This window comes from Cupriavidus phytohabitans, assembly GCF_017815025.1.
Lineage (GTDB): Bacteria > Pseudomonadota > Gammaproteobacteria > Burkholderiales > Burkholderiaceae > Cupriavidus.
Genome location: NZ_JAGIQB010000039.1, coordinates 49,329 through 71,657 on the forward strand (window position 1 = coordinate 49,329; position 22,329 = coordinate 71,657).

At 68.3% G+C, this 22,329-nt stretch carries 24 protein-coding genes and 2 riboswitches; of the genes, 19 read left to right on the forward strand and 5 right to left on the reverse strand.

All coding sequences use genetic code 11. From position 1 onward, the window contains the following. Positions 1-173 precede the first annotated feature (173 nt). Positions 174-275, forward strand: a riboswitch (TPP riboswitch). 99 nt (positions 276-374) lie between these two features. The 7 genes from thiC to J8I34_RS24135 all read left to right on the forward strand — a co-directional run bounded on the left by thiC (position 375) and on the right by J8I34_RS24135 (position 6,915). Then, positions 375-2,255, forward strand: a complete 1,881-nt coding sequence (gene thiC / locus J8I34_RS24105; protein ID WP_029047354.1) for a phosphomethylpyrimidine synthase ThiC — start codon at positions 375-377, stop codon at positions 2,253-2,255. A 142-nt stretch (positions 2,256-2,397) separates the two neighbouring features. Further along, positions 2,398-3,588, forward strand: coding sequence for an FAD-dependent oxidoreductase (locus tag J8I34_RS24110; RefSeq protein WP_029047355.1), 1,191 nt, complete (start codon positions 2,398-2,400; stop codon positions 3,586-3,588). Between the two features lie 12 nt (positions 3,589-3,600). Next, complete coding sequence (thiS, locus tag J8I34_RS24115; protein WP_029047356.1) at positions 3,601-3,798, forward strand: sulfur carrier protein ThiS; 198 nt, start codon at positions 3,601-3,603, stop codon at positions 3,796-3,798. A 4-nt stretch (positions 3,799-3,802) separates the two neighbouring features. Continuing rightward, on the forward strand, positions 3,803-4,645 hold the full coding sequence (locus J8I34_RS24120; RefSeq protein ID WP_029047357.1) for a thiazole synthase: 843 nt from the start codon (positions 3,803-3,805) through the stop codon (positions 4,643-4,645). Continuing rightward, positions 4,642-5,775 (forward strand): thiamine phosphate synthase, encoded by a 1,134-nt coding sequence (locus J8I34_RS24125; RefSeq protein ID WP_029047358.1) that lies wholly within the window; start codon positions 4,642-4,644, stop codon positions 5,773-5,775. Before J8I34_RS24120 ends, J8I34_RS24125 begins: the two co-directional genes overlap by 4 nt. Before the next feature lie 7 nt (positions 5,776-5,782). Beyond that, positions 5,783-6,289, forward strand: a complete 507-nt coding sequence (locus J8I34_RS24130; protein WP_029047359.1) for a GNAT family N-acetyltransferase — start codon at positions 5,783-5,785, stop codon at positions 6,287-6,289. Between the two features lie 176 nt (positions 6,290-6,465). After that, a complete protein-coding gene (locus tag J8I34_RS24135) occupies positions 6,466-6,915 on the forward strand; it encodes a PaaI family thioesterase (RefSeq protein WP_029047360.1) in 450 nt (149 codons plus the stop codon). A gap of 23 nt (positions 6,916-6,938) precedes the next feature. Here J8I34_RS24135 and J8I34_RS24140 read toward each other — a convergent pair whose 3' ends face one another. Further along, the gene (locus J8I34_RS24140) at positions 6,939-7,373 is read right to left on the reverse strand and encodes a PGDYG domain-containing protein (RefSeq protein WP_209807157.1); all 435 of its coding nucleotides are present in this window, start codon (positions 7,371-7,373) and stop codon (positions 6,939-6,941) included. Between the two features lie 7 nt (positions 7,374-7,380). Continuing rightward, positions 7,381-8,217, reverse strand: a complete 837-nt coding sequence (gene thiD, locus J8I34_RS24145) for a bifunctional hydroxymethylpyrimidine kinase/phosphomethylpyrimidine kinase (RefSeq protein WP_051320482.1) — start codon at positions 8,215-8,217, stop codon at positions 7,381-7,383. 58 nt (positions 8,218-8,275) lie between these two features. Beyond that, positions 8,276-8,369, forward strand: a riboswitch (S-adenosyl-L-homocysteine riboswitch). Positions 8,370-8,490: 121 nt separating this feature from the next. Between thiD and ahcY the strand changes: the two genes are divergently transcribed. The 5 genes from ahcY (at position 8,491) to J8I34_RS24170 (ending at position 12,383) form a co-directional block, all read left to right on the forward strand. Continuing rightward, entirely contained in the window at positions 8,491-9,909 is a 1,419-nt protein-coding gene (gene ahcY, locus J8I34_RS24150) for an adenosylhomocysteinase (protein ID WP_029047363.1), read from the forward strand. Between the two features lie 82 nt (positions 9,910-9,991). After that, complete coding sequence (locus tag J8I34_RS24155; protein WP_029047364.1) at positions 9,992-10,342, forward strand: phage holin family protein; 351 nt, start codon at positions 9,992-9,994, stop codon at positions 10,340-10,342. Between the two features lie 40 nt (positions 10,343-10,382). Continuing rightward, complete coding sequence (gene metF / locus J8I34_RS24160; RefSeq protein WP_029047365.1) at positions 10,383-11,213, forward strand: methylenetetrahydrofolate reductase [NAD(P)H]; 831 nt, start codon at positions 10,383-10,385, stop codon at positions 11,211-11,213. Between the two features lie 18 nt (positions 11,214-11,231). Continuing rightward, positions 11,232-11,591 carry a TfoX/Sxy family protein gene (locus tag J8I34_RS24165; protein WP_029047366.1) on the forward strand — a complete coding sequence of 120 codons (360 nt, stop codon included), beginning with the start codon at positions 11,232-11,234 and terminating at the stop codon, positions 11,589-11,591. A gap of 48 nt (positions 11,592-11,639) precedes the next feature. Next, positions 11,640-12,383: a Mut7-C RNAse domain-containing protein gene (locus tag J8I34_RS24170; protein WP_029047367.1), complete on the forward strand. Its 744-nt coding sequence runs from the start codon at positions 11,640-11,642 to the stop codon at positions 12,381-12,383. A 39-nt stretch (positions 12,384-12,422) separates the two neighbouring features. On the opposite strand, the gene J8I34_RS24175 is transcribed toward J8I34_RS24170, so the two are convergent. Then, positions 12,423-13,025, reverse strand: coding sequence for a 5-formyltetrahydrofolate cyclo-ligase (locus tag J8I34_RS24175; RefSeq protein WP_209775768.1), 603 nt, complete (start codon positions 13,023-13,025; stop codon positions 12,423-12,425). A 109-nt stretch (positions 13,026-13,134) separates the two neighbouring features. Here J8I34_RS24175 and J8I34_RS24180 point away from each other — a divergent pair, with 109 nt between their 5' ends. The 4 genes from J8I34_RS24180 (at position 13,135) to J8I34_RS24195 (ending at position 18,362) form a co-directional block, all read left to right on the forward strand. After that, positions 13,135-15,090, forward strand: a complete 1,956-nt coding sequence (locus J8I34_RS24180; protein WP_209775769.1) for a lytic transglycosylase domain-containing protein — start codon at positions 13,135-13,137, stop codon at positions 15,088-15,090. Between the two features lie 106 nt (positions 15,091-15,196). Continuing rightward, positions 15,197-16,219, forward strand: coding sequence for a complex I NDUFA9 subunit family protein (locus tag J8I34_RS24185; RefSeq protein ID WP_029047370.1), 1,023 nt, complete (start codon positions 15,197-15,199; stop codon positions 16,217-16,219). A gap of 157 nt (positions 16,220-16,376) precedes the next feature. After that, entirely contained in the window at positions 16,377-17,066 is a 690-nt protein-coding gene (locus tag J8I34_RS24190) for a glutathione S-transferase family protein (RefSeq protein ID WP_029047371.1), read from the forward strand. Between the two features lie 48 nt (positions 17,067-17,114). Continuing rightward, positions 17,115-18,362: a multifunctional CCA addition/repair protein gene (locus J8I34_RS24195; protein WP_209807158.1), complete on the forward strand. Its 1,248-nt coding sequence runs from the start codon at positions 17,115-17,117 to the stop codon at positions 18,360-18,362. A gap of 8 nt (positions 18,363-18,370) precedes the next feature. Here the strand turns inward: J8I34_RS24195 and J8I34_RS24200 are convergent, their stop codons facing one another. Both J8I34_RS24200 and J8I34_RS24205 read right to left on the reverse strand, forming a co-directional pair. Beyond that, positions 18,371-18,565, reverse strand: a complete 195-nt coding sequence (locus J8I34_RS24200) for a DUF2905 domain-containing protein (RefSeq protein WP_029047373.1) — start codon at positions 18,563-18,565, stop codon at positions 18,371-18,373. Between the two features lie 15 nt (positions 18,566-18,580). Further along, positions 18,581-19,783, reverse strand: coding sequence for a class I SAM-dependent methyltransferase (locus J8I34_RS24205; protein WP_209807159.1), 1,203 nt, complete (start codon positions 19,781-19,783; stop codon positions 18,581-18,583). Positions 19,784-19,798: 15 nt separating this feature from the next. Between J8I34_RS24205 and J8I34_RS24210 the strand changes: the two genes are divergently transcribed. From J8I34_RS24210 to ttcA, 3 genes are all read left to right on the forward strand, one after another. Beyond that, the gene (locus J8I34_RS24210) at positions 19,799-20,665 is read left to right on the forward strand and encodes an SDR family oxidoreductase (protein WP_029047375.1); all 867 of its coding nucleotides are present in this window, start codon (positions 19,799-19,801) and stop codon (positions 20,663-20,665) included. A 96-nt stretch (positions 20,666-20,761) separates the two neighbouring features. Further along, a complete protein-coding gene (locus J8I34_RS24215; RefSeq protein ID WP_029047376.1) occupies positions 20,762-21,166 on the forward strand; it encodes a dihydroneopterin aldolase in 405 nt (134 codons plus the stop codon). Positions 21,167-21,274: 108 nt separating this feature from the next. After that, positions 21,275-22,216, forward strand: coding sequence for a tRNA 2-thiocytidine(32) synthetase TtcA (gene ttcA / locus J8I34_RS24220; RefSeq protein WP_029047377.1), 942 nt, complete (start codon positions 21,275-21,277; stop codon positions 22,214-22,216). Positions 22,217-22,329 lie beyond the last annotated feature (113 nt).

The following is a 22,329-nucleotide window of genomic DNA, read 5'->3' on the forward strand; positions in this document are numbered from 1 at the left end:
TGCTTGCATGGTAGGGCACGTGACAGGCGTTTGAGTGCACGCCTGTCCGCTTCATGCCGATTTTTGCGCTGCACCATGCGCGATTCGATACCTCTGCGCAAAGGTGTGGCACCACAAACCATAGGGAACTGGCACTGGCGCCCACCGGTGCTCTGTGCTTAAATTCACCCCGTTGGATGAAACAGGGGTGCCGTACGGATGGGCCGTGCGGCTGAGAGAGTCCCTTCGAACCCGATCCGGTTAGTACCGGCGTGGGAAGTTTCAGCAAGACCAAGCCTCTAGTCCCTCCGGGACTCGCCCCTCCGGCCACAAGCCCAGGCGGCGCTCACAGGGCTCCTGGTTTCGTCCACCCCGCAAGAGAGAGGACGACACCCATGGCCCGTACTGCCCCCGCTGCTTCCTTCGAATCGCTCGAGAGCGACCTCGACCAGAAATTCGCCTACCCGGCATCCAGCAAGACCTACCTGACCGGCAGCCGCCCGGATATCCGCGTGCCGCTGCGCACGATCCTGCAGACGTCCACGCGCACGGAGAAGGGCGAGATGCCCAATCCGCCGATCCCGGTGTACGACACCTCGGGCCCGTACAGCGACCCGGACGTGCATATCGACCTGAAGGCCGGCCTGCCGCCGGTGCGCGCCAAGTGGATCGAAGAGCGCGGCGACACTGAAGTGCTGCCCGGCCTGTCGTCGGAATACGGCCGCGACCGCGCCAACGACCCCGCCACCGCCCACCTGCGCTTTGCCCAGCTGACCAACCCGCGCCGCGCCAAGGCCGGTGCCAACGTGTCGCAGATGCACTATGCGCGCCGCGGCATCATCACGCCGGAAATGGAATACGTGGCACTGCGCGAGTCGCTGAACCTGCAGGCACTGTACGACAAGCCTGAATACAAGGCGCTGCTGCGCCAGCACCCCGGCAACGCGCTGGGCGCCGGCTTGCCGCTGCGTCCGGAAGACATGACGCCGGAGTTCGTCCGCAAGGAGATCGCCTCGGGCCGCGCGATCATTCCCGCCAACATCAACCACACCGAGCTGGAGCCGATGGCGATCGGGCGCAATTTCCGCGTCAAGATCAACGGCAACCTCGGCAACTCCGCCGTGACCTCGTCGCTGGCCGAGGAAGTGGAAAAGATGGTGTGGTCGATCCGCTGGGGCGCCGACACCATCATGGACCTGTCCACGGGCAAGCACATCCACGAAACCCGTGAGTGGATCCTGCGCAACTCGCCGGTGCCCATTGGCACGGTGCCGATCTACCAGGCGCTGGACAAGACCGGCGGCATCGCCGAGGACCTGACCTGGGAGATGTTCCGCGACACGCTGATCGAGCAGGCCGAGCAAGGCGTCGACTACTTCACCATCCACGCCGGCGTGCTGCTGCGCTACGTGCCGCTGACGGCCGACCGCGTCACCGGCATCGTGTCGCGTGGCGGTTCGATCATGGCCAAGTGGTGCCTGGCGCACCACAAGGAAAACTTCCTGTACACGCACTTCGACGAGATCTGCGAGATCATGAAGGCGTACGACGTGTCGTTCAGCCTCGGCGACGGCCTGCGTCCGGGCTGCATCGCCGACTCGAACGACGATGCGCAGTTCGGCGAACTGCGCACGCTCGGCGAGCTGACCGCCAAGGCGTGGAAGCACGACGTGCAGGTGATGATCGAAGGCCCGGGCCACGTGCCGCTGCAGCGCATCCAGGCCAACATGGACGAAGAACTCAAGCATTGCTACGAGGCGCCGTTCTACACCCTGGGACCGCTGGTGACCGACATCGCCCCCGGCTACGACCACATCACCAGCGGCATCGGCGCGGCCAATATCGGCTGGATGGGCACGGCCATGCTGTGCTACGTCACGCCGAAGGAGCACCTGGGCCTGCCGGACAAGGAAGACGTTCGCGAAGGCATCATCACCTACAAGATCGCTGCCCACGCCGCGGATCTTGCCAAGGGCTGGCCGGGCGCGCAGCTGCGCGACAACGCGCTGTCCAAGGCACGCTTCGAGTTCCGCTGGGAAGACCAGTTCAACCTGGGTTTGGACCCGGAGCGCGCGCGTTCGTACCACGACGCCACGCTGCCGGCCGAAGGCGCCAAGATCGCCCACTTCTGCTCGATGTGCGGGCCGAAGTTCTGCTCGATGAAGATCACGCAGGAAGTGCGCGACTACGCGGCGTCGCTGCCCAAGGAAGCGCAGCAGGGCATGGAAGAAAAGTCGATCGAGTTCCTGAAGAAGGGCAGCAAGATCTACTCGTAAGGCAACGGCAGTACGGGCATGGCGTCGCAACCATGCCCGCGTGTGTTCCGCCGCCGCGCAGCGCCCCGCGCGGCGGCCCAGACAACAAGGAGGCCGGCGCGGTGGCATGCCTGCATGCTTTTGCCCCGGCACAACATCCCTCATGACAGCAGTACAGTCGTTTGACGTCGCCATCCTCGGGGCCGGACTCGCCGGCCGCCTGGCTGCCTGGCAACTGGTGCGCAGCGGTGCCCGCGTGGCGCTGGTGGAGCGCGCCGGGCCGGACGGCGCGGGTTCGGCCGCATATGTTGCCGCGGCCATGCTGGCGCCGCTGGCGGAATCGGCCATCGCCGAGCGCCGCATCGTCGACCTCGGCATCGCCAGCGTCGACCTGTGGCGTGCGTGGCTGGCCGAGCTGCCGGAGCCGGTCTTCTTCCAGGAGGACGGCACGCTGGTGGTCTGGCATGCGCGCGACCGCGGCGAGATGTCGTTGTTCACCAGCCGCGTGCGTGCGGTGGCGCCGCCCGAGCTGGTGTCGCAGCGGCTGCGGGCGCTGGATGGCAAGGGCGTGGGCGAAGTCGAGCCGGCGCTGGCGGGCCGCTTCCCGCAAGGACTGCTGCTGGCCGGAGAGGGCCAACTCGACAACCGCGGCGCGCTGCGCGCGCTGCTGTCGTGCGCCGTCAGCGAGGGCGTGCATTGCGTCTGGGAAGCCGGCGAGGTGGAAGCCGACACGCTGCCCACGCTGGGCATCCGCGCGGACGTGGTGCTGGATTGCCGCGGCCTGGGCGCGCGCGCGGCATGGCCGGCGCAGCCCGGCGGCACCGCGCCCGGCCTGCGCGGCCTGCGTGGCGAAGTGGTGCGCGTGCATGCGCCCGACGTGAAGCTGCACCGGCCGGTGCGGCTGCTGCATCCGCGCTACCCGATCTATATTGCTCCCAAGCCCAACGACCTGTACGTGATCGGCGCGACCGAACTGGAAAGCGAGGACGATTCGCCGATGAGCGTGCGTTCCGCGCTGGAACTGCTGTCGGCGGCGCATTCGCTGCACCCCGCTTTCGGCGAGGCGCGCGTGCTGGAGCTGAACGTGCAGCGCCGCCCCACGCGGCCCGACCACCTGCCGGCGATCCGCGTCGACCAGCAGGCACGCGTGGTGCGCGTCAACGGCCTGTACCGCCACGGCTTCCTGATCGCCCCGGCGGTCACCGAGGCCGCGTGCGCGGTGGTGGGCGCGTTGCTCAAGGGCGACCCTGCCGCGCACGCCGTGCCTGCCGCGCTGCGCTGGCCCGGCATGATCGAGGCAGTGACGGAAGCGCCGGCCGCAGCGCTGCACGCGCGCACCGGGCTGCTGCACTAACGCAAGACTGACATGGAAATCCTGCTCAACGGCCGACCCCTCGCCCTTGCCGAATCCGCCACGCTGGCGGACGCGGTGGTCGTGGCGAAGATCGCGCCTCCTTTTGCCGCGGCGGTCAACGGCCAGTTCGTGCCGCGCGCCGCGCATGCCAACACCCCCCTTGCGGCCGGCGACCGCATCGACCTCGTGCAACCCGTGACGGGAGGCTGACCCCATGACATTCGAACCTTCCGAAACCCTGCGCGACCCGTTCGTGCTGTATGGCGAGTCGTTCGGCTCGCGCCTGCTGCTGGGCACCGCGCGCTATCCGTCGCCGGCCACGCTTGAAGCGGCCGTGCAGGCGTCCACGCCGGCCATGATCACCGTCGCGCTGCGCCGCCAGGGCGCGGTGGGCGATGGCGAGGGCGGCCAGGCGTTCTGGCAGATGCTCAAGGCGCTGAACGTGCCGGTGCTGCCCAACACCGCCGGCTGCTTCACCGCGCAGGAGGTCATCACCACCGCGATGATGGCGCGCGAGGTGTTCGAGACGCCGTGGATCAAGCTGGAGCTGATCGGCGACGACTACACGCTGCAGCCCGACACGCTCAACCTGCCCGCGGTGGCCGAGACCCTGATCAAGGAAGGCTTCAAGGTGCTGCCGTACTGCACCGAGGACCTGGTGCTGTGCCGCCGGCTGCTCGACGTCGGCTGCCAGGCGCTGATGCCATGGGCCGCGCCGATCGGCACCGGCCGCGGCGCGGTGAATCCCCATGCGATGCGCGTGCTGCGCGAGCGCCTGCCGGACACGCCGCTGATCGTCGATGCCGGCCTGGGCCTGCCGTCGCATGCGGCGCAGGTGCTGGAGTGGGGCTACGACGGCGTGCTGCTGAACACCGCGGTGGCGCAGGCCGCCTACCCGGTCAACATGGCGCGCGCGTTCGCGCAGGCCGTCGAGGCGGGCCGCACCGCGTACCTGGCCGGGCCGATGCCCGAGCGCGAAGTGGCGCAGGCCAGCACGCCGGTGGTCGGCATGCCGTTCTGGCATGCGGAGGCAGAGCAGCGGGAGCAGCGCGCATGACCCGCCGCCCCGTCCACGCCCCCAGCGACGGCCCGCTGCGCGCGGCAGTGCTTGAGCACTATGGCGAGACCTTCGGCATCGACGACAAGCCGTGGCAGGCGTGGCGCCTGGAAGACGCGCCCGCGCAGCCCGGCGCGCACGATGTGCTGCTGTCCGACGGCGAAGCCGCCGAAGAAGTCATCGCACGCGTCGCAGCCAGCGGCGCCACGCTGATCGAGACCGACCGCGAAGGCGGCCAGTGGATCGACACGGTGCGCTCGCCGATGGGCACCTGGGTGTTCTCGGTTGCCGCGGACAGCGACCAGCCGCATTCGGCCGCGTTCGTCGCGGTGTTGCTGGCGAGCCTGTCGCTGCATTTCCCCGCGCATGACGCGTTGGCGCTGGCGCGCGCCTGGGCGCCGGGCTCGGCCGACTGGCCATCGGATTTCGCGCGTTTCCCGCGCGTGCGCCATGCCGCGCTGGTGGCGCCGGAGCAGGCCGCCGAGCCGTTCGCGCCGTGCCCCGCGCTGGGCCTGTATGTGGTGGTGCCGAGCGCAGAATGGATCGAGCGCCTGGCTCCGCTGAACGTGCCGACGGTGCAACTGCGCTTCAAGTCCGACGATCCCGCCGCGGTGCGCGCAGAGATCGCGCGCGCGGCCAGGGCCATGCAGGGCTCGTCGTCGCGCCTGTTCATCAACGACCACTGGCAGGCGGCGATCGACTACCACGCCGCCAACGGCGCGCAGAGCGGCATCTATGGCATCCACCTCGGCCAGGAAGACCTCGACGACGCCGACCTCGACGCGCTCCGCGCGTCCGGGCTGCGGCTGGGCGTTTCCACGCACGGTTACGCCGAGATGCTGCGTGTCGCGGCGATCCGCCCGAGCTACCTGGCGCTGGGCGCGATCTTCCCGACCACGACCAAGGTGATGCCGACGCAGCCGCAAGGCATGGGCCGCTTCCGTGCGTATGCAAAGCTGATGCAACCGGTGATCCCGTCGCTGGTCGGTATCGGCGGCGTCAATGCCGGGAATATGCGCGAAGTGCTCGCCGTGGGTGTCGGCAGTGCCGCCGTGGTGCGCGCCGTCACCGAAGCCGACGACGTGCCGGCCGCGGTGGCACACCTGGTCAGCCTGTTCCCGGCCGGCTGAGCGCGCCGTGGCCGCCCCGCGCATTCGCCTGGCGCAGGCGGATGACCTGCCGCGCCTGCCCGGGATCGAGCTGGCGGCGGCGGCGCTGTTTCCGGAGGGCGACGTGCCGGCGCTGCTGCGCCTGGTCAGCACGCCGGACTCGGCGCTGGTGGCCGCGCAGCGCGAAGGGCGGTTGTGGGTGGCCGAGCATGGCGGCGAAGTCGCCGGCTTTGCACTGGCCAGCCGCAATGGCGCATGCGGCTATCTCGATGAAATGGACGTGCATCCGGACCATGGCCGGCGCGGCATCGGGCGTGCGCTGGTCGGGGCCGTGCAGGCCTGGGCGCGGACGAGCGGCCTGCGAACGCTGAACCTGACCACGTTTGCGCATTTGCCCTGGAATGCGCCGTTCTATGCCTCGATGGGGTTTCGGCGGCTGGAGGACAGCGAGCTTTGCCCGTTGCTGTCGGAGGCGCTGGCGGCACAGCGTGCCGCCGGATTGCGGCAGCGTGTGGCGATGCGGCAGGCTCTCTGAGCCAGTGGTTTTGCTCCTCTCCCGTTCGCGGGAGAGAGGAGCGGACCGCACTTGGTGATGTGCACCGCATCGCCAAGATTTGTGCGACATTCGCCCAGCCGCGGGAACCGGACCGGACCCCGCCGCTATGATGTCGGGCAGCATTCCCCGCCATCCACCCAGCAGCATCGCCCATCATGTCGACCCAGCTCCCCGAAATCATTCCCGCCGCCCCCGGCACGCCTGAAAAGCCCTATTTCGGCATCGACGTGCCGCTGATGCGCTATTTCGGCCTGCAGCCGGAGCTGATCGAAGAGGGCTACTGCCGCACGCGGCTGCCGGCGCACCCGCAGCTGGTGAACAGCCGCGGCGACGTGCACGGCGGCACGCTGATGGCGACGCTGGACTTCACGCTGAGCGGCGCGGCGCGCTCGCATGCGCCCACGGAAACGGGCGTGATCACCATCGACATGTCGACCCATTTCCTGGCCGCCGCGCGTGGCGAGCTGACGCTGGAAGCGCGCTGCCTGCGTCGCGGCGCGCGCATCGCGTTCTGCGAAGGGGAAGTGAAGGACGCCGCCGGCAACGTGGTGTGCGTGGCGCGGGCCGCGTTCAAGCTGGTGCCGCTGTCCAGCGGCGGCAACTGATTCACCCCTGAAAATCCGGCCGCTCAGTCCTGCAGCGGCCGGTACACCATTTCGAACCTCGCGCGCTCGGTGATGCCATAGTCGCCGGGCGCGTATTGCATCAGCCAGTCGCCCGGCTTGCCGTGCAGCACGTCGCCACCGGCGCTGCGCTCGATGCTGAAGGCCTCGCGCATCTCGCGCGCCAGCACCGGGATCGGTTTGTTGCGATAGGCGCCGTCCTGGCCATGCGCCAGCGGCGGAATGGCTTCGTACTTGGGGTCGAAGCGGTCGCGGGACACGCACCAGCGGTCGCCGGTGGCGCTGGTGATCAGCGCGTCGCCGGGCTGGTAGCGGTTGGGGCCTTCGCGGCTGACCAGCTCGCCAGCCTCGGTGGCGAACGTCACGTCGACGACCTCATGCTTGAGGTAGAAGGCCGCGTCGGGGTCGCTGCGCAGATCGATATTGGCAAGCCTCTGCATCTGCCGCTCAACCCAGCGCACGCGGCGCGAAGGCGTGGTTCAGCGGGCCGTTGCCGCTGCCCAGCCGCAGTCCCGCACCGGCCGCGATGGCCTGCGCCACATAGTCCAGCGCCTTGCCCGCCGCATCCTCGAGCGCATCGCCACGCGCCAGCTGCGAGGCGATTGCCGCCGCCAGCGTGCAGCCGGTGCCGTGCAGGTTGCGGGTATCGACGCGTGGATGCGTGAACACACGCACGGTGCCGTTCTTGAGCATCAGCAGGTCGTCCAGCCCGCCGGCGATGCCTGCCGCGCCATCGTCTTCCAGGTGGCCGCCCTTGAGCAGCACGGCCGGGCAGCCCATCGCGATCAGGTCGGCGGCGGCCTGCTCCATGTCGGCGCGGCGCGCGATCGTGCGGCCAAGCAGGTAGGAGGCTTCGGGCAGGTTGGGCGTGACCAGCAGCGCGCGCGGGAACAGCAGCCGCACCATGGCCTGCGTGGTGGCGTCGTCGGACAGTGTCGCGCCCGAGGTCGAGATCATCACCGGATCCACCACCAGCTTGCGGATGCCATGCCGGTCCGCCGCCGCGGCCACGGCCTCGACAATGGCGGCGGTACCTAGCATTCCGGTCTTGGCAGCGTCCACTCCGAGATCGCTGGCGACCGCGTCGATCTGCGCGGCCACCATGTCCGCGGGGATCGCATGCACGCCGGTCACGCCCAGCGTGTTCTGCGCGGTGATCGCGGTGATCGCGCTCATGCCGAAGCAGCCCAGCGCGGAAAAAGTCTTCAGGTCGGCCTGGATGCCGGCGCCGCCGCCGGAATCGGAACCGGCGATGGTCAGGGTGCGGGGTGGCGTTGGGATCATCTGTGGGGAAATCAAGGAGGGCCGGTGCGCAAGGCGGCCGGGCACGCTACAATACCGCCACTCCGAGGAGCGTTGCAACGGATGCGGTAGGCAAAAAGTGCTACCCCATGCATCCGCCAGGCTCGGACTGTCTTCAACGGCGCTCGCTGATCCGTGGTTTCGCACGGAGGCGAGTCGACCTATCCGCCCGCTGCGCATGCGCCATTGCCATGCCGCCGCTGCCCGATTTCCCGATCTCGTCACCTGCGTGCCACTCTTCACCGGGAGTGAAACATGAACGCCGTGACCGACCTGAAGCAAGACTACCTCGTCGCCGACATTAACCTGGCCGGCTGGGGCCGCAAGGAAATCGCCATTGCCGAGACCGAGATGCCCGGCCTGATGGCGATCCGTGACGAATTCGCCGCCGCCCAGCCGCTGAAGGGCGCGCGCATCGCGGGCTCGCTGCACATGACGATCCAGACCGCCGTGCTGATCGAGACGCTCCAGGCGCTGGGCGCCGACGTGCGCTGGGCCTCGTGCAACATCTTCTCGACGCAGGACCACGCCGCCGCCGCCATCGCCGCGGGCGGCACGCCGGTATTCGCCTTCAAGGGCGAATCGCTGAAGGAATACTGGGACTTCACGCACCGCATCTTCGACTGGGCCGACGGCGGCACGCCCAACATGATCCTCGACGACGGCGGCGACGCCACGCTGCTGCTGCACCTCGGCGCCAAGGCCGAGAAGGACGCTTCGCTGATCGCCAACCCGGGCAGCGAGGAAGAGACCTACCTGTTCGCCGCGATCAAGGAAAAGCTGGCCCGCGACCCGAGCTGGTACAGCCGGAACCTGGAAGCCATCCGCGGCGTGACCGAGGAAACCACCACCGGCGTGCACCGCCTGTACCAGATGGCGCAGAAGGGCGAACTGAAGTTCCCGGCCATCAACGTCAATGACTCGGTCACCAAGAGCAAGTTCGACAACCTGTACGGCTGCCGCGAATCGCTGGTGGACGGCATCAAGCGCGCCACCGACGTAATGATCGCCGGCAAGATCGCCATCGTGGCCGGCTACGGCGACGTGGGCAAGGGCAGCGCGCAGGCGCTGCGCGCGCTGTCGGCGCAGGTGTGGGTGACCGAGATCGACCCGATCTGCGCGCTGCAGGCCGCGATGGAAGGCTACCGCGTGGTGACCATGGACTACGCCGCCGAGCATGGCGATATCTTCGTGACCTGCACCGGCAACTACCACGTCATCACCCATGAGCACATGGCGAAGATGAAGGACCAGGCCATCGTCTGCAATATCGGCCACTTCGACAACGAGATCGACATCGCCTCGATCGAGAAGTACGAGTGGGACGAGATCAAGCCGCAGGTCGACCACGTCAAGTTCCCCGACGGCAAGAAGCTGATCATCCTGGCCAAGGGCCGCCTGGTGAACCTGGGCTGCGCCACCGGCCACCCGTCGTACGTGATGAGCAGCTCGTTCGCCAACCAGACCATCGCGCAGATCGAGCTCTGGCAGGAACGCGACAGCGGCAAGTACCCGGTCGGCGTCTACACGCTGCCCAAGCACCTGGACGAGAAGGTGGCGCGCCTGCAGCTGCGCAAGCTGAACGCGCAACTGACCGAGCTGACCGAGCAGCAGGCCGCGTATATCGGCGTGAAGAAGGAAGGCCCGTACAAGGCGGATCACTACCGCTATTGATGCGCGCAGGAAGGCAGCAACTCCCCTCTCCCGCGTGCGGGAGAGGGGATGGGGGAGCAACCACGCCATTCAAGGAGCCGTCATGAGACTACTGGTCGTCTGGGTCATCAACGCTGTCGCGCTGTTCGTACTGCCGTACATCATCCCGTCGATCCACATCAAGAGCTTCGGCTCGGCGATGCTGGCGGCGCTGGTGCTGGGCCTGGTCAACACGCTGATCCGTCCGATCCTGGTGATCCTGACGCTGCCGGTCACGCTGCTGACGCTGGGGCTGTTTATCTTCGTCATCAATGCGCTGCTGTTCCTGTTTGTCGGCAACCTGCTGTCGGGCTTCACGGTCGGCGGCTTCTGGGCTGCCTTGCTGGGCTCCATCCTGTACAGCGTGATCTCGTGGCTGCTGTCCAGCCTGCTGCTGGGCAACCGCGACGACTGACCTTATTTCGCGCGCCGCGGCAACGCGGCGCGCCACCATCATGCAAGACCGCTACTTCAGCTTTGAATTCTTCCCGCCCAAGACGGCGGAGGGCACGGAGAAGCTGCGCAACACGCGCGCGCAGCTGGCCCCGCTCAAGCCCAAGTACATCTCGGTGACGTTCGGCGCCGGCGGCACCACGCAGCAGGGCACGCTCGACGCCGTGCTGGAAATCCAGCGCGAAGGCATCGAGGCCGCGCCGCACCTGTCGTGCGTGGGCTCGTCGCGCGAGAGCATCCGCGCGATCCTGCAGCAGTACCGCGACGGCGGCATCCGCCATATCGTCGCGCTGCGCGGCGACATGCCGTCGGGCATGGGCGAGATCGGCGAGTTCCGCTATGCCAACGAGCTGGTGGAGTTCATCCGTGCCGAGACCGGCGACTGGTTCAATATCGAAGTCGCCGCGTACCCGGAGTACCACCCGCAGGCGAAGTCGCCGCGCCATGACCTCGACAACTTCGTGCGCAAGGTCAAGGCCGGTGCCGACTCGGCGATCACGCAGTACTTCTACAACGCCGATGCGTACTTCCGCTTTGTCGACGACGTGCGCGCGCAGGGCGTGGACGTGCCGATCGTGCCGGGCATCATGCCGATCACCAACTACTCGCAGCTGATGCGCTTCTCCGAGATGTGCGGCGCCGAAGTGCCGCGCTGGGTGGCCAAGCGGCTGGAGAGCTTCGGCGACGACCGCGAATCGATCCGCGCCTTCGGTCTCGACGTGGTCACCGCGCTGTGCGAGCGGCTGCTGGCCGCGGGCGTGCCGGGGCTGCATTTCTACACGCTCAACGCGGCCGGCGCGACCAAGGCGATCTGGCAGCGGCTGAAGCTGTAAGCGCCCGGGACCTCGCCCATGGCCACGCGCCGCCCCGATCCCTTCATTGAACACCTGCTCGAGCTGATGGGGCCGCTGGCGGCGCGCATCGGGCCGGTGACGGCCAGGCGGATGTTTGGCGGGCACGGCCTGTTCTATGACGGGCTGATGTTCGCGCTGGTGTCGGGCGGCACCTGCTACCTGAAGGCGGATGACGCCACGCGCGGCAAGTTCGACGCCGCAGGCAGCGAGCCCTTCCGCTACCAGTCGGCGAAGCGCGAGGTCACCATGCGCCACTACCTCAGCCTGCCGCCCGCCGCTCTGGAGTCGCCGGCGGCGATGACGCCGTGGGCGAAGCTAGCGGTAGAGGCGGCGCTGCGGCTGGGGAATGCGGGCTGAGCCTGCGCCAGCGCGCAATCCATGCCGGATCGGTGCCATACTCACCCCATGGTCACCGCCATCTTCCGCTTCTACGAGGAACTGAACGACTTCCTCGCGCCGGACCAGCGCCGGCGTGACCTGCCCTGCGCGTGCGCGCGCGCCGCGACCGTCAAGCACATGATCGAGGCGCTGGGCGTCCCCCATACCGAAGTCGAGCTGATCCTGGTCAACGGCGAGTCCTCCGTCTTCGAACGCCAGCTGCTGGACGGCGACCGGGTCTCGGTCTATCCCAAGTTCGAGCGCCTCGACATCACGCCGCTGCTGCGCGTGCGCGAACACCCGCTGCGCCTGATGCATTTCGTCGCCGACGCGCATCTGGGCGGACTGGCGCATCTGCTGCGCATGACCGGCTTCGACACCCTCTACGACAACCACTTCGAAGACAGCGAGATCGAGCGCATTGCGGTTGACGAAGGCCGCGTGGTGCTGACGCGCGATCGCGAACTGCTCAAGCGCCGCCGCATCACGCACGGCTGCTATGTGCGCGCGCTCAAGCCGCGCCAGCAGGTGCGCGAGATCTTCGCCCGGCTGGACCTGGCGCGCAGCGCGCGGCCGTTCTCGCTGTGCCTGGACTGCAACGTGCCGCTGCACACGCTGGATGTGGCCGCGGCGGCCGGGCGCGTGCCTGACGGCGTGCTCGAGCGCCACCGCAGCTTCGTCACCTGCGACCAGTGCCGGCGGGTGTTCTGGGAAGGCTCGCACTGGCGCTGCATGCGCGCGCTGGTGGATGAGCTCGTGCAGCCCGGCTGAGCTCAAGCTGTGCCCGCGCGCTGCCGTCACCCTTTTGGGCTAGAACGCCCCGGCCTCGGTCACGATCCAGTCCATCGCCACGTCATGCGGCTGCGCGGGCAGCGCGATGCGGCATGCCTCATGGCCAACGCCGATCGCCACCGGCCGGTGCGCCATCGCCGCCAGCGTGCGGTCGTAGAAGCCGCCGCCGTAACCCAGGCGGAACTTGTCCGGGCTGAAGCCGACACAGGGAATGAGCAACGCGTCGGGCGTCACGGCTTCGGTGCCGTCGGGGACCGGGATGCCGTAGTGGCCCTTGGTCATCGGCGTGTCCGGGTCCCACCGGTGGAAGTCCAGCGGCGCGCCGGGCCGGCTTACCGCCGGCAGCGCAGCCTGGCGCCCGGGCACCGCCGCGAGCCATTGCGCGACCGCGCCGCGCGCGTCGAACTCCTGCTGGATCGGCCAGTAGAAGCCGAGGCAGCGCACGGCCAGGCCCGCCAGCAACTCGGACAACGCGGCGGCGATGCGCGCGTCGGCATCGAGGCGCGCGGGCAGGGCGGCACGCAATGCCAGCAGGCGCGCACGCTGCGCGCGGCGGTCTTCGGCGGGGTCGGGGAGCGAGGCGGGCGAGGTGGCGGCCGAAGTGGCGGATCTTGAAGACATGGCGTGGGATAATGCCCGCGTCCGAACCAACACGGACGGCGGAAGCTGCTGCGGCCCTTGCCTTGCATGGCGGGCACCGGCGCCGCCGTCATCGACAAGGAAGCAAAGAATGCTGAAGGGAGTATATCTGCAGCGTGCAGGGCGGGCCGCCTGGATTGCCATGGCATGTGCACTGCTTGTCACGCCGGTCCATGCGCAGAAGCGCCCGCAGGCGCCGGTGCGCCAGCAGCAGCCGGCGGTGATCCCGAGCGATCCGGACGAGGCTTTCGCCGCGCTGCGCGAGGCGGCGCGCAAGAACGACGTGGAGCGCGCCTACGCGATCTCGGCCACCCTGGTCGACTACCCGATCCCGTCGTACATCGAGTACTTCCGCATCAAGCCGCAGATGTTCGACGCCAGCGGCCTGGCGCGCATCGACGCGCCTGACGACCAGGTGCGCGCCTTCCTGCAGCGCTACAAGGGCGAGGCCATCGCCGACCGCATGCGCAACGACTGGCTGCTGGTGCTGGGCAAGAAGCGCGACTGGGCCACCTTCGATGCCGAGTACCCGCAGTTCGCGCTCAAGGACGACACCCAGGTCGAATGCTATGCGCTGCTGTCGCGCGCGCTCAAGGGCCAGAACGTCGCGGCCGAGTCGCGCCAGGCGCTGAGCGATCCGCGCTACTACGGCGAAGGCTGCGTCGACCTGATCGGCTACCTGGTGCAAAGCCAGCAGATCCAGCGCAGCGATGTCGCCTACCAGGCGCGGCTGGCGCTGGAGCAGAACTACCTGACGCTGGCCGGCAAGATCGCGGCGCTGCTGCCCGATGCGCGCGTCGACGGCGACACGCTCGCCACCCTCGTCAAGATGGCGCGAACCGACCCGAACCAGGCCGTCGCCTACCTGGGCACCGTCCAGGGCACGCTGTCGCGCGACGAGCAGGGCGCGGCCTGGGGTGTGATCGGCCAGTTCGCGGGCAAGAAACTGCTGCCCGAAGCGGCCACCTACTACCGCCGCCAGATGGACCTGGGCGGCAACCAGTGGCTGTCTGACGACACCCAGGAATGGCGCGTGCGCGCCGCACTGCGCCAGGGCGACTGGAAGCAGGTGCGCCAGGCAGTCGAGCTGATGCGTCCCGAGCTGCGCGCCAAGGACCCGGCGTGGCTTTACTGGTACGGCCGCGCGCTCAAGGCCGAAGGCCGCGACACCGAGGCGCAGCAGAACTTCCAGCAGGTCGCCGGCCAGTTCAACTTCTATGGCCAGCTCGCCAGCGAAGAACTGGGCAACCGCATCACGCTGCCCGCGCGCACCAGCGTCAGCGACGCCGAGGCCAATGCCATGCGCTCGCGCGCCGGCTTCCAGCGCGCGCAGAAGTTCTATGCGATGAACATGCGCTTCGAAGGCAACCGCGAATGGAACTGGGAACTGCGCGGCATGAACGACCGCGAGCTGCTTGCCGCCGCGGAGTTCGCGCGCCGTCTCGAACTGCTCGACCGCACGGTCAATACCGCCGACCGCACCCGCAACGAGCATGACTTCGGGCTGCGCTTCCTGATGCCGTACCGCGACATCATGCAGCGCGCGACCGACGATGTCGGCCTCGACATGGCGTGGGTCTACGGCCTGATCCGGCAGGAATCGCGCTTCATCATGAGCGCGCGCTCGTCCGCCGGTGCGCATGGCCTGATGCAGGTGATGCCGGCGACGGCCAAGTACGTAGCGCGCAAGATCGGCATGAACGATTTCTCGCCGCAGATGATGGGCGATCCCACCATCAACATCCAGCTTGGCACCAATTACCTGAGCATGGTGCTGACCGACCTGGACAGTTCCTGGACGCTGGCGTCGGCCGCATACAACGCCGGTCCGGGCCGGCCCAAGGCATGGCGCAGCACGTTGGCGCGCCCGGTGGAAGGCGCGATCTTTGCAGAGACCATCCCGTTCAATGAAACGCGTGGCTATGTGAAGAATGTGCTTTCGAACGCTACGTACTATGCTGCATTGATGAGTGGCCGTCCGCAGTCGCTGAAATCGCGCCTGGGCACGGTCGCGCCGTCGCCGGTGACCACCACCAGCCTGCCCTGACGGGTACCCGACGGGACGGGCCGCTGGTGTGCAGTGCCGGGCGCGTTGCGGCGGCCCGGCTGGCGCAATGCGCCGCGACGTGCAGTTCACTTTGCGCGGAGGCATCATGCAGACCAGCAACGTCCTCGTCATCGGTGGCGCCGGCTTTATTGGCAGCCACCTTGTCTCGCGCCTGGCCGGCGCCGCTTCTGCCTCGGGTGCGCCGCTGGAACCGGGCAGCAATCCCGATTCGCCCATCGCCCCCGACCGCATCGTGGTCGGCACCCGCAACGTCGAGCACGCGCAGCACCTGTTGCTGCTGCCGCGCGTCGAGGTGGTGGAACTGGGACTGGCCGACAATGCCGCGCTCGATGACGCCATCGGCTCGCTCGGTGTCGACGGCATTGTCGTCAACCTGGTGGGCGTGCTGCACGGCGAGCGTGCCGATCCCTACGGCGAGGCCTTTGCCAGCGCCCATGTCGAAATGGTGCGCCAGATCGTGGCTTCGTGCCTGTCCACCGGCGTGCGCCGGCTGTTGCATATGAGTGCGCTCGGCGCTGACAGCCAGGGACCGTCGATGTACCTGCGCAGCAAGGGCGACGGCGAGCGCATCGTGCGCGCCAGCGGGCTGGACTGGACCATCTTCCGCCCTTCAGTGGTGTTCGGGCCAGATGACCATTTCCTCAACCTGTTCGCGCAGATGCAGCAGATGGCGCCGATCGTGCCGCTGGCCTGCGCACAGGCGCGCTTCCAGCCGGTGTTCGTGCAGGACGTGGTGCAGGCCTACCTCAATGCCATGGTCAACCCGGCAACCATCGGCCATGGCTATGAGCTGGGCGGCCCGCAGGTCTATACGCTCGAAGAGCTGGTGCGCTTCGCCGGCCGCGCGTCTGGCCATCCGCGCCCGGTGATCGCGCTGCCGGACGCGCTGGCGCGGGTGCAGGCGACGATCATGGAACACATGCCGGGCGAGCCGCTGCTGTCGCGCGACAACCTCGACTCGATGCAGCTGGACAATGTGCTCGAGCATCCGGTTGCGCCGGAGCTGGACCTGCATCCGGCCAGCCTGGAATCGGTGATGACCGACGCGCTGGCAGGGCGCAACCGCGATGCCACGCTGACCTCGATGCGCGCCAGCGTGCACCGCTGAAGGGGCGGCCGGACCCCGGCCGCGGGGTGGCCTATGTGACCCATTTTCGAATCGGTTGCGAGAGCAATTCACTTTGAGGCAGGCTGGCGCGCTGGCAAAATGACCGGTCCGGCGCGCCGCCGCCGTCTCCCTTCGCCTCCTCCCCCAAGGACCTACGATGAAGCTCGTCATCGGCAACAAGAATTACTCCTCCTGGTCGCTGCGCCCCTGGCTGCTGCTGCGCCAGGCCGGCATCGAATTCGAAGAGGTGCAGGTGCGCCTGTTCACCGGCAGCTTCGCCGCCGAGATCGCGCGCTATTCGCCCGCCGGCAAGGTACCGGCGCTGGTCGATGGCGACGTCACCGTGTGGGATTCGCTGGCGATCGCCGAATACGTGGCCGAGCGCTTCCCGGAAAAGACGCTGTGGCCGGCCGACCGCGCCGAGCGTGCGGTGGCGCGCGCCATCTGCGCCGAGATGCATTCCGGCTTCACCAACCTGCGCAACCAGTTGCCGATGAACGTGACCGCGGTGCTGCCTGGTTGCGGCTGGAACGTGGCGGTGCAGCGCGACGTCGACCGCATCGCCGCGATCTGGGGCGGGCTGCGCCAGCAGCATGGCGCGCGCGGGCCGTTCCTGTTCGGCGAATTCACCGTGGCCGACGCCTTCTTCGCGCCGGTGGTGAGCCGCTTTGCCACCTACGGCATCCACCTGCCGGAAGACGCCAAGGCCTATGCCGACTTCATGCTGGCGCTGCCGACGATGCAGGAGTGGATTGCCGCCGCGCGCGAGGAGCGCGATTTCCTGGCCGACGACGAGCCTTACCGGCTGGCCCCCGACCGCCCCGATGCGATTATCGTCAACCACTGAGCAATATCGCCGGCGCCCGGCGCCGGCACCAGAGAAGAGGCCACAACGATGCAGGTGTACGCCGTCGGCGGCGCGATCCGCGACGAACTGCTGGGCAAGCCCAGCCAGGACCGCGACTACGTAGTCGTCGGCGCGACCCCGCATGAGATGGAGGCAGCGGGCTATCGTCCCGTCGGCAAGGACTTTCCGGTCTTCCTGCATCCGCGCACCCATGAGGAATACGCGCTGGCGCGCACCGAGCGCAAGACCGCGATGGGCTACAAGGGCTTCGCCTTCTACTGCGAGCCCGATGTCACGCTCGAAGACGACCTGGTCCGGCGCGACCTGACCATCAACGCGATGGCGCGCGAGGTCGATGCCGGCGGCAACCTGGTCGGCCCGGTGATCGACCCGCACGGCGGCCAGCGCGACCTGCAGGCCCGCCTGTTCCGCCATGTCTCCGATGCCTTCGCCGAAGACCCGGTGCGTATCCTGCGGCTGGCGCGCTTCGCCGCGCGCTTCCACGGGTTCACCGTCGCCGCCGAGACCCAGCGCCTGATGCGCGAGATGGTGACGGCCGGCGAGGTCGATGCGCTGGTGCCGGAGCGCGTCTGGCAGGAACTGGCGCGCGGCCTGATGGAAGCGCATCCGTCACGGATGTTCGAGGTGCTGCGCGATTGCGGCGCGCTGGCGCGGCTGCTGCCGGAGCTCGACCGCTTGTGGGGCGTGCCGCAACGTGCCGACTTCCATCCCGAGGTCGATACCGGCGTGCACGTGATGATGGTGATCGATACCGCCGCCGCGATGGGCGCGCGGCTGCCGGTGCGCTTTGCCGCGCTGGTGCACGACCTGGGCAAGGGCACCACGCCGGAAGACGTGCTGCCGCGCCATGTCGGCCACGAGATGCGCAGCGTCAAGCTGCTGGAAGAGGTCTGCGCGCGGCTGCGCGTGCCCAACGATTGCCGCGACCTGGCGCTGGTGGTGGCGCGCGAGCACGGCAATATCCACCGCTCGCTCGAATTCAGTGCCGCCGCGGTGGTGCGGCTGCTGGAACGCTGCGACGCGCTGCGCAAGCCCGACCGCTTCGCGCTGGCGCTGCTGGCTTGCGAGGCCGACAAGCGTGGCCGCAAGGGCTTCGAGCACAGCGACTATCCGCAGGCGGAGCGCCTGCGGGCGGCACGCGAAGCCGCCGCCGGCGTCGATGCCGGAGCGATCGCGCGCGCCTGTGCGGACGACGTGGGGCAGATCAAGGACCGTGTCCATGCGGCCCGCGTCGCGGCCGTGGCGCAGCGGCTGGGCGAGCACGCGGCGGATTGAAAACCCGCCTACAACAACTTGCCGATCACCAGCGCCACCAGCGACAGCAGGATCGTCGAAGCAAACGGCAGCACGAACTCCCGCCCGAACAAGCGGAAGCGCACGTCCCCCGGCAACCGTCCCAGCCCGATCTTCTGCAGCCACGGCAATGCCGAGGACAGGATGATCACGCTCAGGAAGATGGTCAGGGTCCAGCGCAGCATGGCGTTCGCCGTGGCTTACAGGGTATGGCAGCGGTCGCCGCGGGCGAAGCCGGCCAGCGGCGCGCTCGCGTCCGTGCCGTCGTCGAGGCCGCGCGTCAGCGCGATGACCTTGAACAGCTCGCCCATTTCCGCTTCGGACAGCAGCTTCTGCACGGCGTTGGCCTGCGGCAGGAAGGCGCGCGCATCGGACGGGTCCAGCGCCATCAGCAGCTCGGTGATGCCGGCATTCATCAGGAAGCGCGCCTGCGAGGCAAAGCCCGATACGGTCATCCCCGTTTCCACCGCGGCGGCGGCGACACCGCTGAAATTGACGTGCGCGGTGATGTCCTGCAGGCCCGGGTAGAGGAACGGGTCCGGGTGCGCATGATGCCGGTAGTGGCACATCAGCGTGCCGCCGGCGCGCTGCGGGTGGTAGTACTCGGCGGCGGGGAAGCCGTAGTCGATGAAAAAGGCGGCGCCGCGCGCCAGCATTGCACCAACGGCGCGCATGAAGCCCTCGGCTTCGGCATGAGTCTCGGTGACGAGATCGTGGTCGCCGGGGATGTCGCGCAGCATCGCCGGCACCTCGGCAGTGGTGAGCACGCGGTCCTCGAAGTGGAACGCGGCGGCCGCGCCGGGTTCGGTGCGCGCCACGCCGCGCTCGTGCCAGCGGCCGTCAACGCGTGCGTAGAGCTGCACCGGCATCGCATCGAGCACCTCATTGCCGACGATGACGCCCTCGAAGCGGTCGGGCAATGCATCCAGCCAGCGCACGCGTGCGGCCAGGTGCGGGGCGCGCTGTGCCAGCGTTTCCTGCTGGCGCGCGCGCAGCTCGCCGGACAGCTCGACGATCGCGTATTCCTGCGGCAACTGGCCTTCCTGCTCCAGCCCGAGCAGCAGGTCCGCGGCCAGGCGGCCGGTGCCGGCGCCGAATTCCATCACCCGCGGCAGCCCCTGGGCGATCAGCGGCGCGAACTGGCGCGCCAGCGTGCGTGCGAAGAACGGGCTCAGTTCCGGGGCGGTGATGAAGTCGCTGCCGTCGCGGGCATCGCGCCCGAACTTGGCCGAGCCGCCGCTGTAGTAGCCCAGGCCGGGCGCGTACAGCGCCAGCGCCATATAGCGTTCAAAGCCGATCCAGCCGCCGGCCGCGTCGATCGATTCGCCAATACGGGCCGCAAGGGTATCGGAAGCGGCCTGCGCGTCGGCGGGGGGAAGGGGTAAACTAGCTGCTTTCTGCATCCCGCGATTGTAGCAATGCCCGCATCCGATACCCCGGCACCCGCTGCCGCCGAACCTGCTCCCGATGCCGCCGCCCAGACCCCTGAGGCCTCTGCCCGCGGCGTCGCCCTCGTCACCGGCGGCGCGCGCCGCCTTGGCCGCGCCATTGCGCTGGAACTGGCCACGCAGGGCTGGGACGTCGCCGTGCACTGCCACCGCTCGGTGGACGAGGCCGAGGCGCTCGCCACCAGGATCCGCGCGCTCGGCCGCCGTGCCGCGGTGCTGCGCGCCGACCTTGCCGACGAGGCCGCCACCGGCCGCCTGATCGCGGACTGCATCGCTGCGCTGGGCCTGCCGACCTGCCTGGTCAACAACGCGTCGCTGTTCCAGTACGACGTGGCGACCAGCTTCTCGTATGCGTCGCTCGATACGCATATGCGCACCAATGTGGCGGCGCCGCTGCTGCTGGCGCGCGAGCTGCACAAGGCGCTGGCCGCCGCTGCCCCGGCTGGCGACAAAGACAAGGCCGCCGAGCCGCGCGGCGTGGTGGTCAACCTGCTCGACCAGAAGCTGGACAACCTGAATCCCGATTTCCTGTCATACACGCTGTCCAAGGCCGCGCTGCAGACTGCCACGGTGCAGCTGGCGCAGGCTCTGGCGCCGCGCATCCGCGTGGTCGGCGTGGCGCCGGGCATCACGCTGGTGTCGGGCGAGCAGTCCGAGCAGAGCTTCCGCCGCGCGCATCGCGTGACACCGCTGGGCCAGTCGTCGACGCCCGAGGATATCGCCCAGGCAGTTGCCTATCTGGCGCAGGCGCGCGCGGTCACCGGCACCACGCTGTACGTGGACGGCGGGCAGCACCTGATGCCGCTCGCGCGCGACGTGATGTTCCTGACCGAGTAAGCTGGCGCCTGTACGCCAGGCACGCCCGCAAACCGTAATCCTGATGTGCCGCGCCCGCCGGGCGCGGCGTTCCCTTATCTTGTCTTTTCCCCAGCCATGACCATGCTCGCCGCTCTTTCCCACCCCAGCCTGCAGGACTGCCGACGCATGTTCCTGCGCAACTATGAAGTGCAGATCAATATCGGCGTGCATGAGTTCGAGAAGAAGGGCGAGCAGCGCGTGCTGATCAATATCGACCTGTTCGTGCCGCTGCAAGAATCCACCCCGCGCGCCGACAAGCTCGACGAGGTGGTCGACTACGACTTCATGCGCAACACCGTGGCCGAGCGCATGGCGCAGGGCCACGTCCACCTGCAGGAAACGCTGTGCGACGACGTCGCGCGCGCCATGCTCAGGCATCCCAAGGTGCGCGCCGTGCGCGTGTCGACCGAGAAGCCCGACGTGTACCCGGACTGCGATTCGGTGGGCGTCGAGGTGTTCCACATCAAGCAAGGCGCCTGAGTCCGCATTTGCCGGCGCCTGCAGTGCGCAGGCGCCTAAAGTAAAATGTTGCCCCTTCGCGCGCTGCCGGCCATTCCATCCGGCAGGCGCCATGCAACAGGATGCTCCATGAGCCACTCGAACAATTTCTACCGCCTCGAGACGAGGCTGCAATCGCAAACCGGCAAGGCCATCGGCGACTTCGGCATGATCGAGGACGGCGACACCGTGCTCGTCTGCATGAGTGGCGGCAAGGACTCGTACACCATGCTGTCGGTCCTGATGGCGCTGCAGAAGCGCGCGCCCATCAAGTTCAGGCTGATCGCGATGAACCTGGACCAGAAGCAGCCGGGTTTCCCGGAGCACGTGCTGCCCGAATACCTGAAGTCGGTGGGCGTGGAATACCTGATTGTCGAGGCCGACACCTACTCGATCGTCAAGGAGAAGGTGCCCGAGGGCAAGACCACCTGCTCGCTGTGCTCGCGCCTGCGCCGCGGCGTGATCTACCGCACCGCCAAGGAGCTGGGCGCCAACAAGATCGCGCTGGGCCACCACCGCGACGACATCGTCAACACCTTCTTCCTGAACATGTTCTTCGGCGGCAAGATGAAGGCCATGCCGCCGAAGCTGGCCACCGACGATGGCGCGCATATCGTGATCCGCCCGCTGGCGTACTGCTCCGAGAAGGATATTGCGTCGTACGCACGCGCGATGGAATTCCCGATCATCCCGTGCAACCTGTGCGGCTCGCAGGAGAACCTGCAGCGCAAGAAGGTCAGCGAGATGCTGCAGGAGTGGGAGCGCCAGAACCCGGGCCGCATCGACAATATCTTCTCGGCGCTGCGCAACGTGGTGCCGTCGCACCTGGCCGATACCGAGCTGTTCCCGTTCACGGGGCTGGCTACCGGGCTGGCCAAGGTGGACGAGGCTTCGCTGTTCGGTGAAACCACCTTCCAGCAGCAGCCACTGGTGTTCGCGGGCAGCATGGAAGAGAACCGGATGGAGTTCGTGCGCTTCGAGCGCCCGCCGGCGTCCGCGCCCGAGGCGGAGCAGGCCGGCGCGCCGCAGTAAACTGCCGCCACATGGCAAAAATGCCCGCGCGAGCGGTAATGCCGTTCAGTTAAGTCTGAACGGCATTTTTCTTTGCAGGGGTTGTAAACAAGGTGTCGAGCTGTTAACTTGCC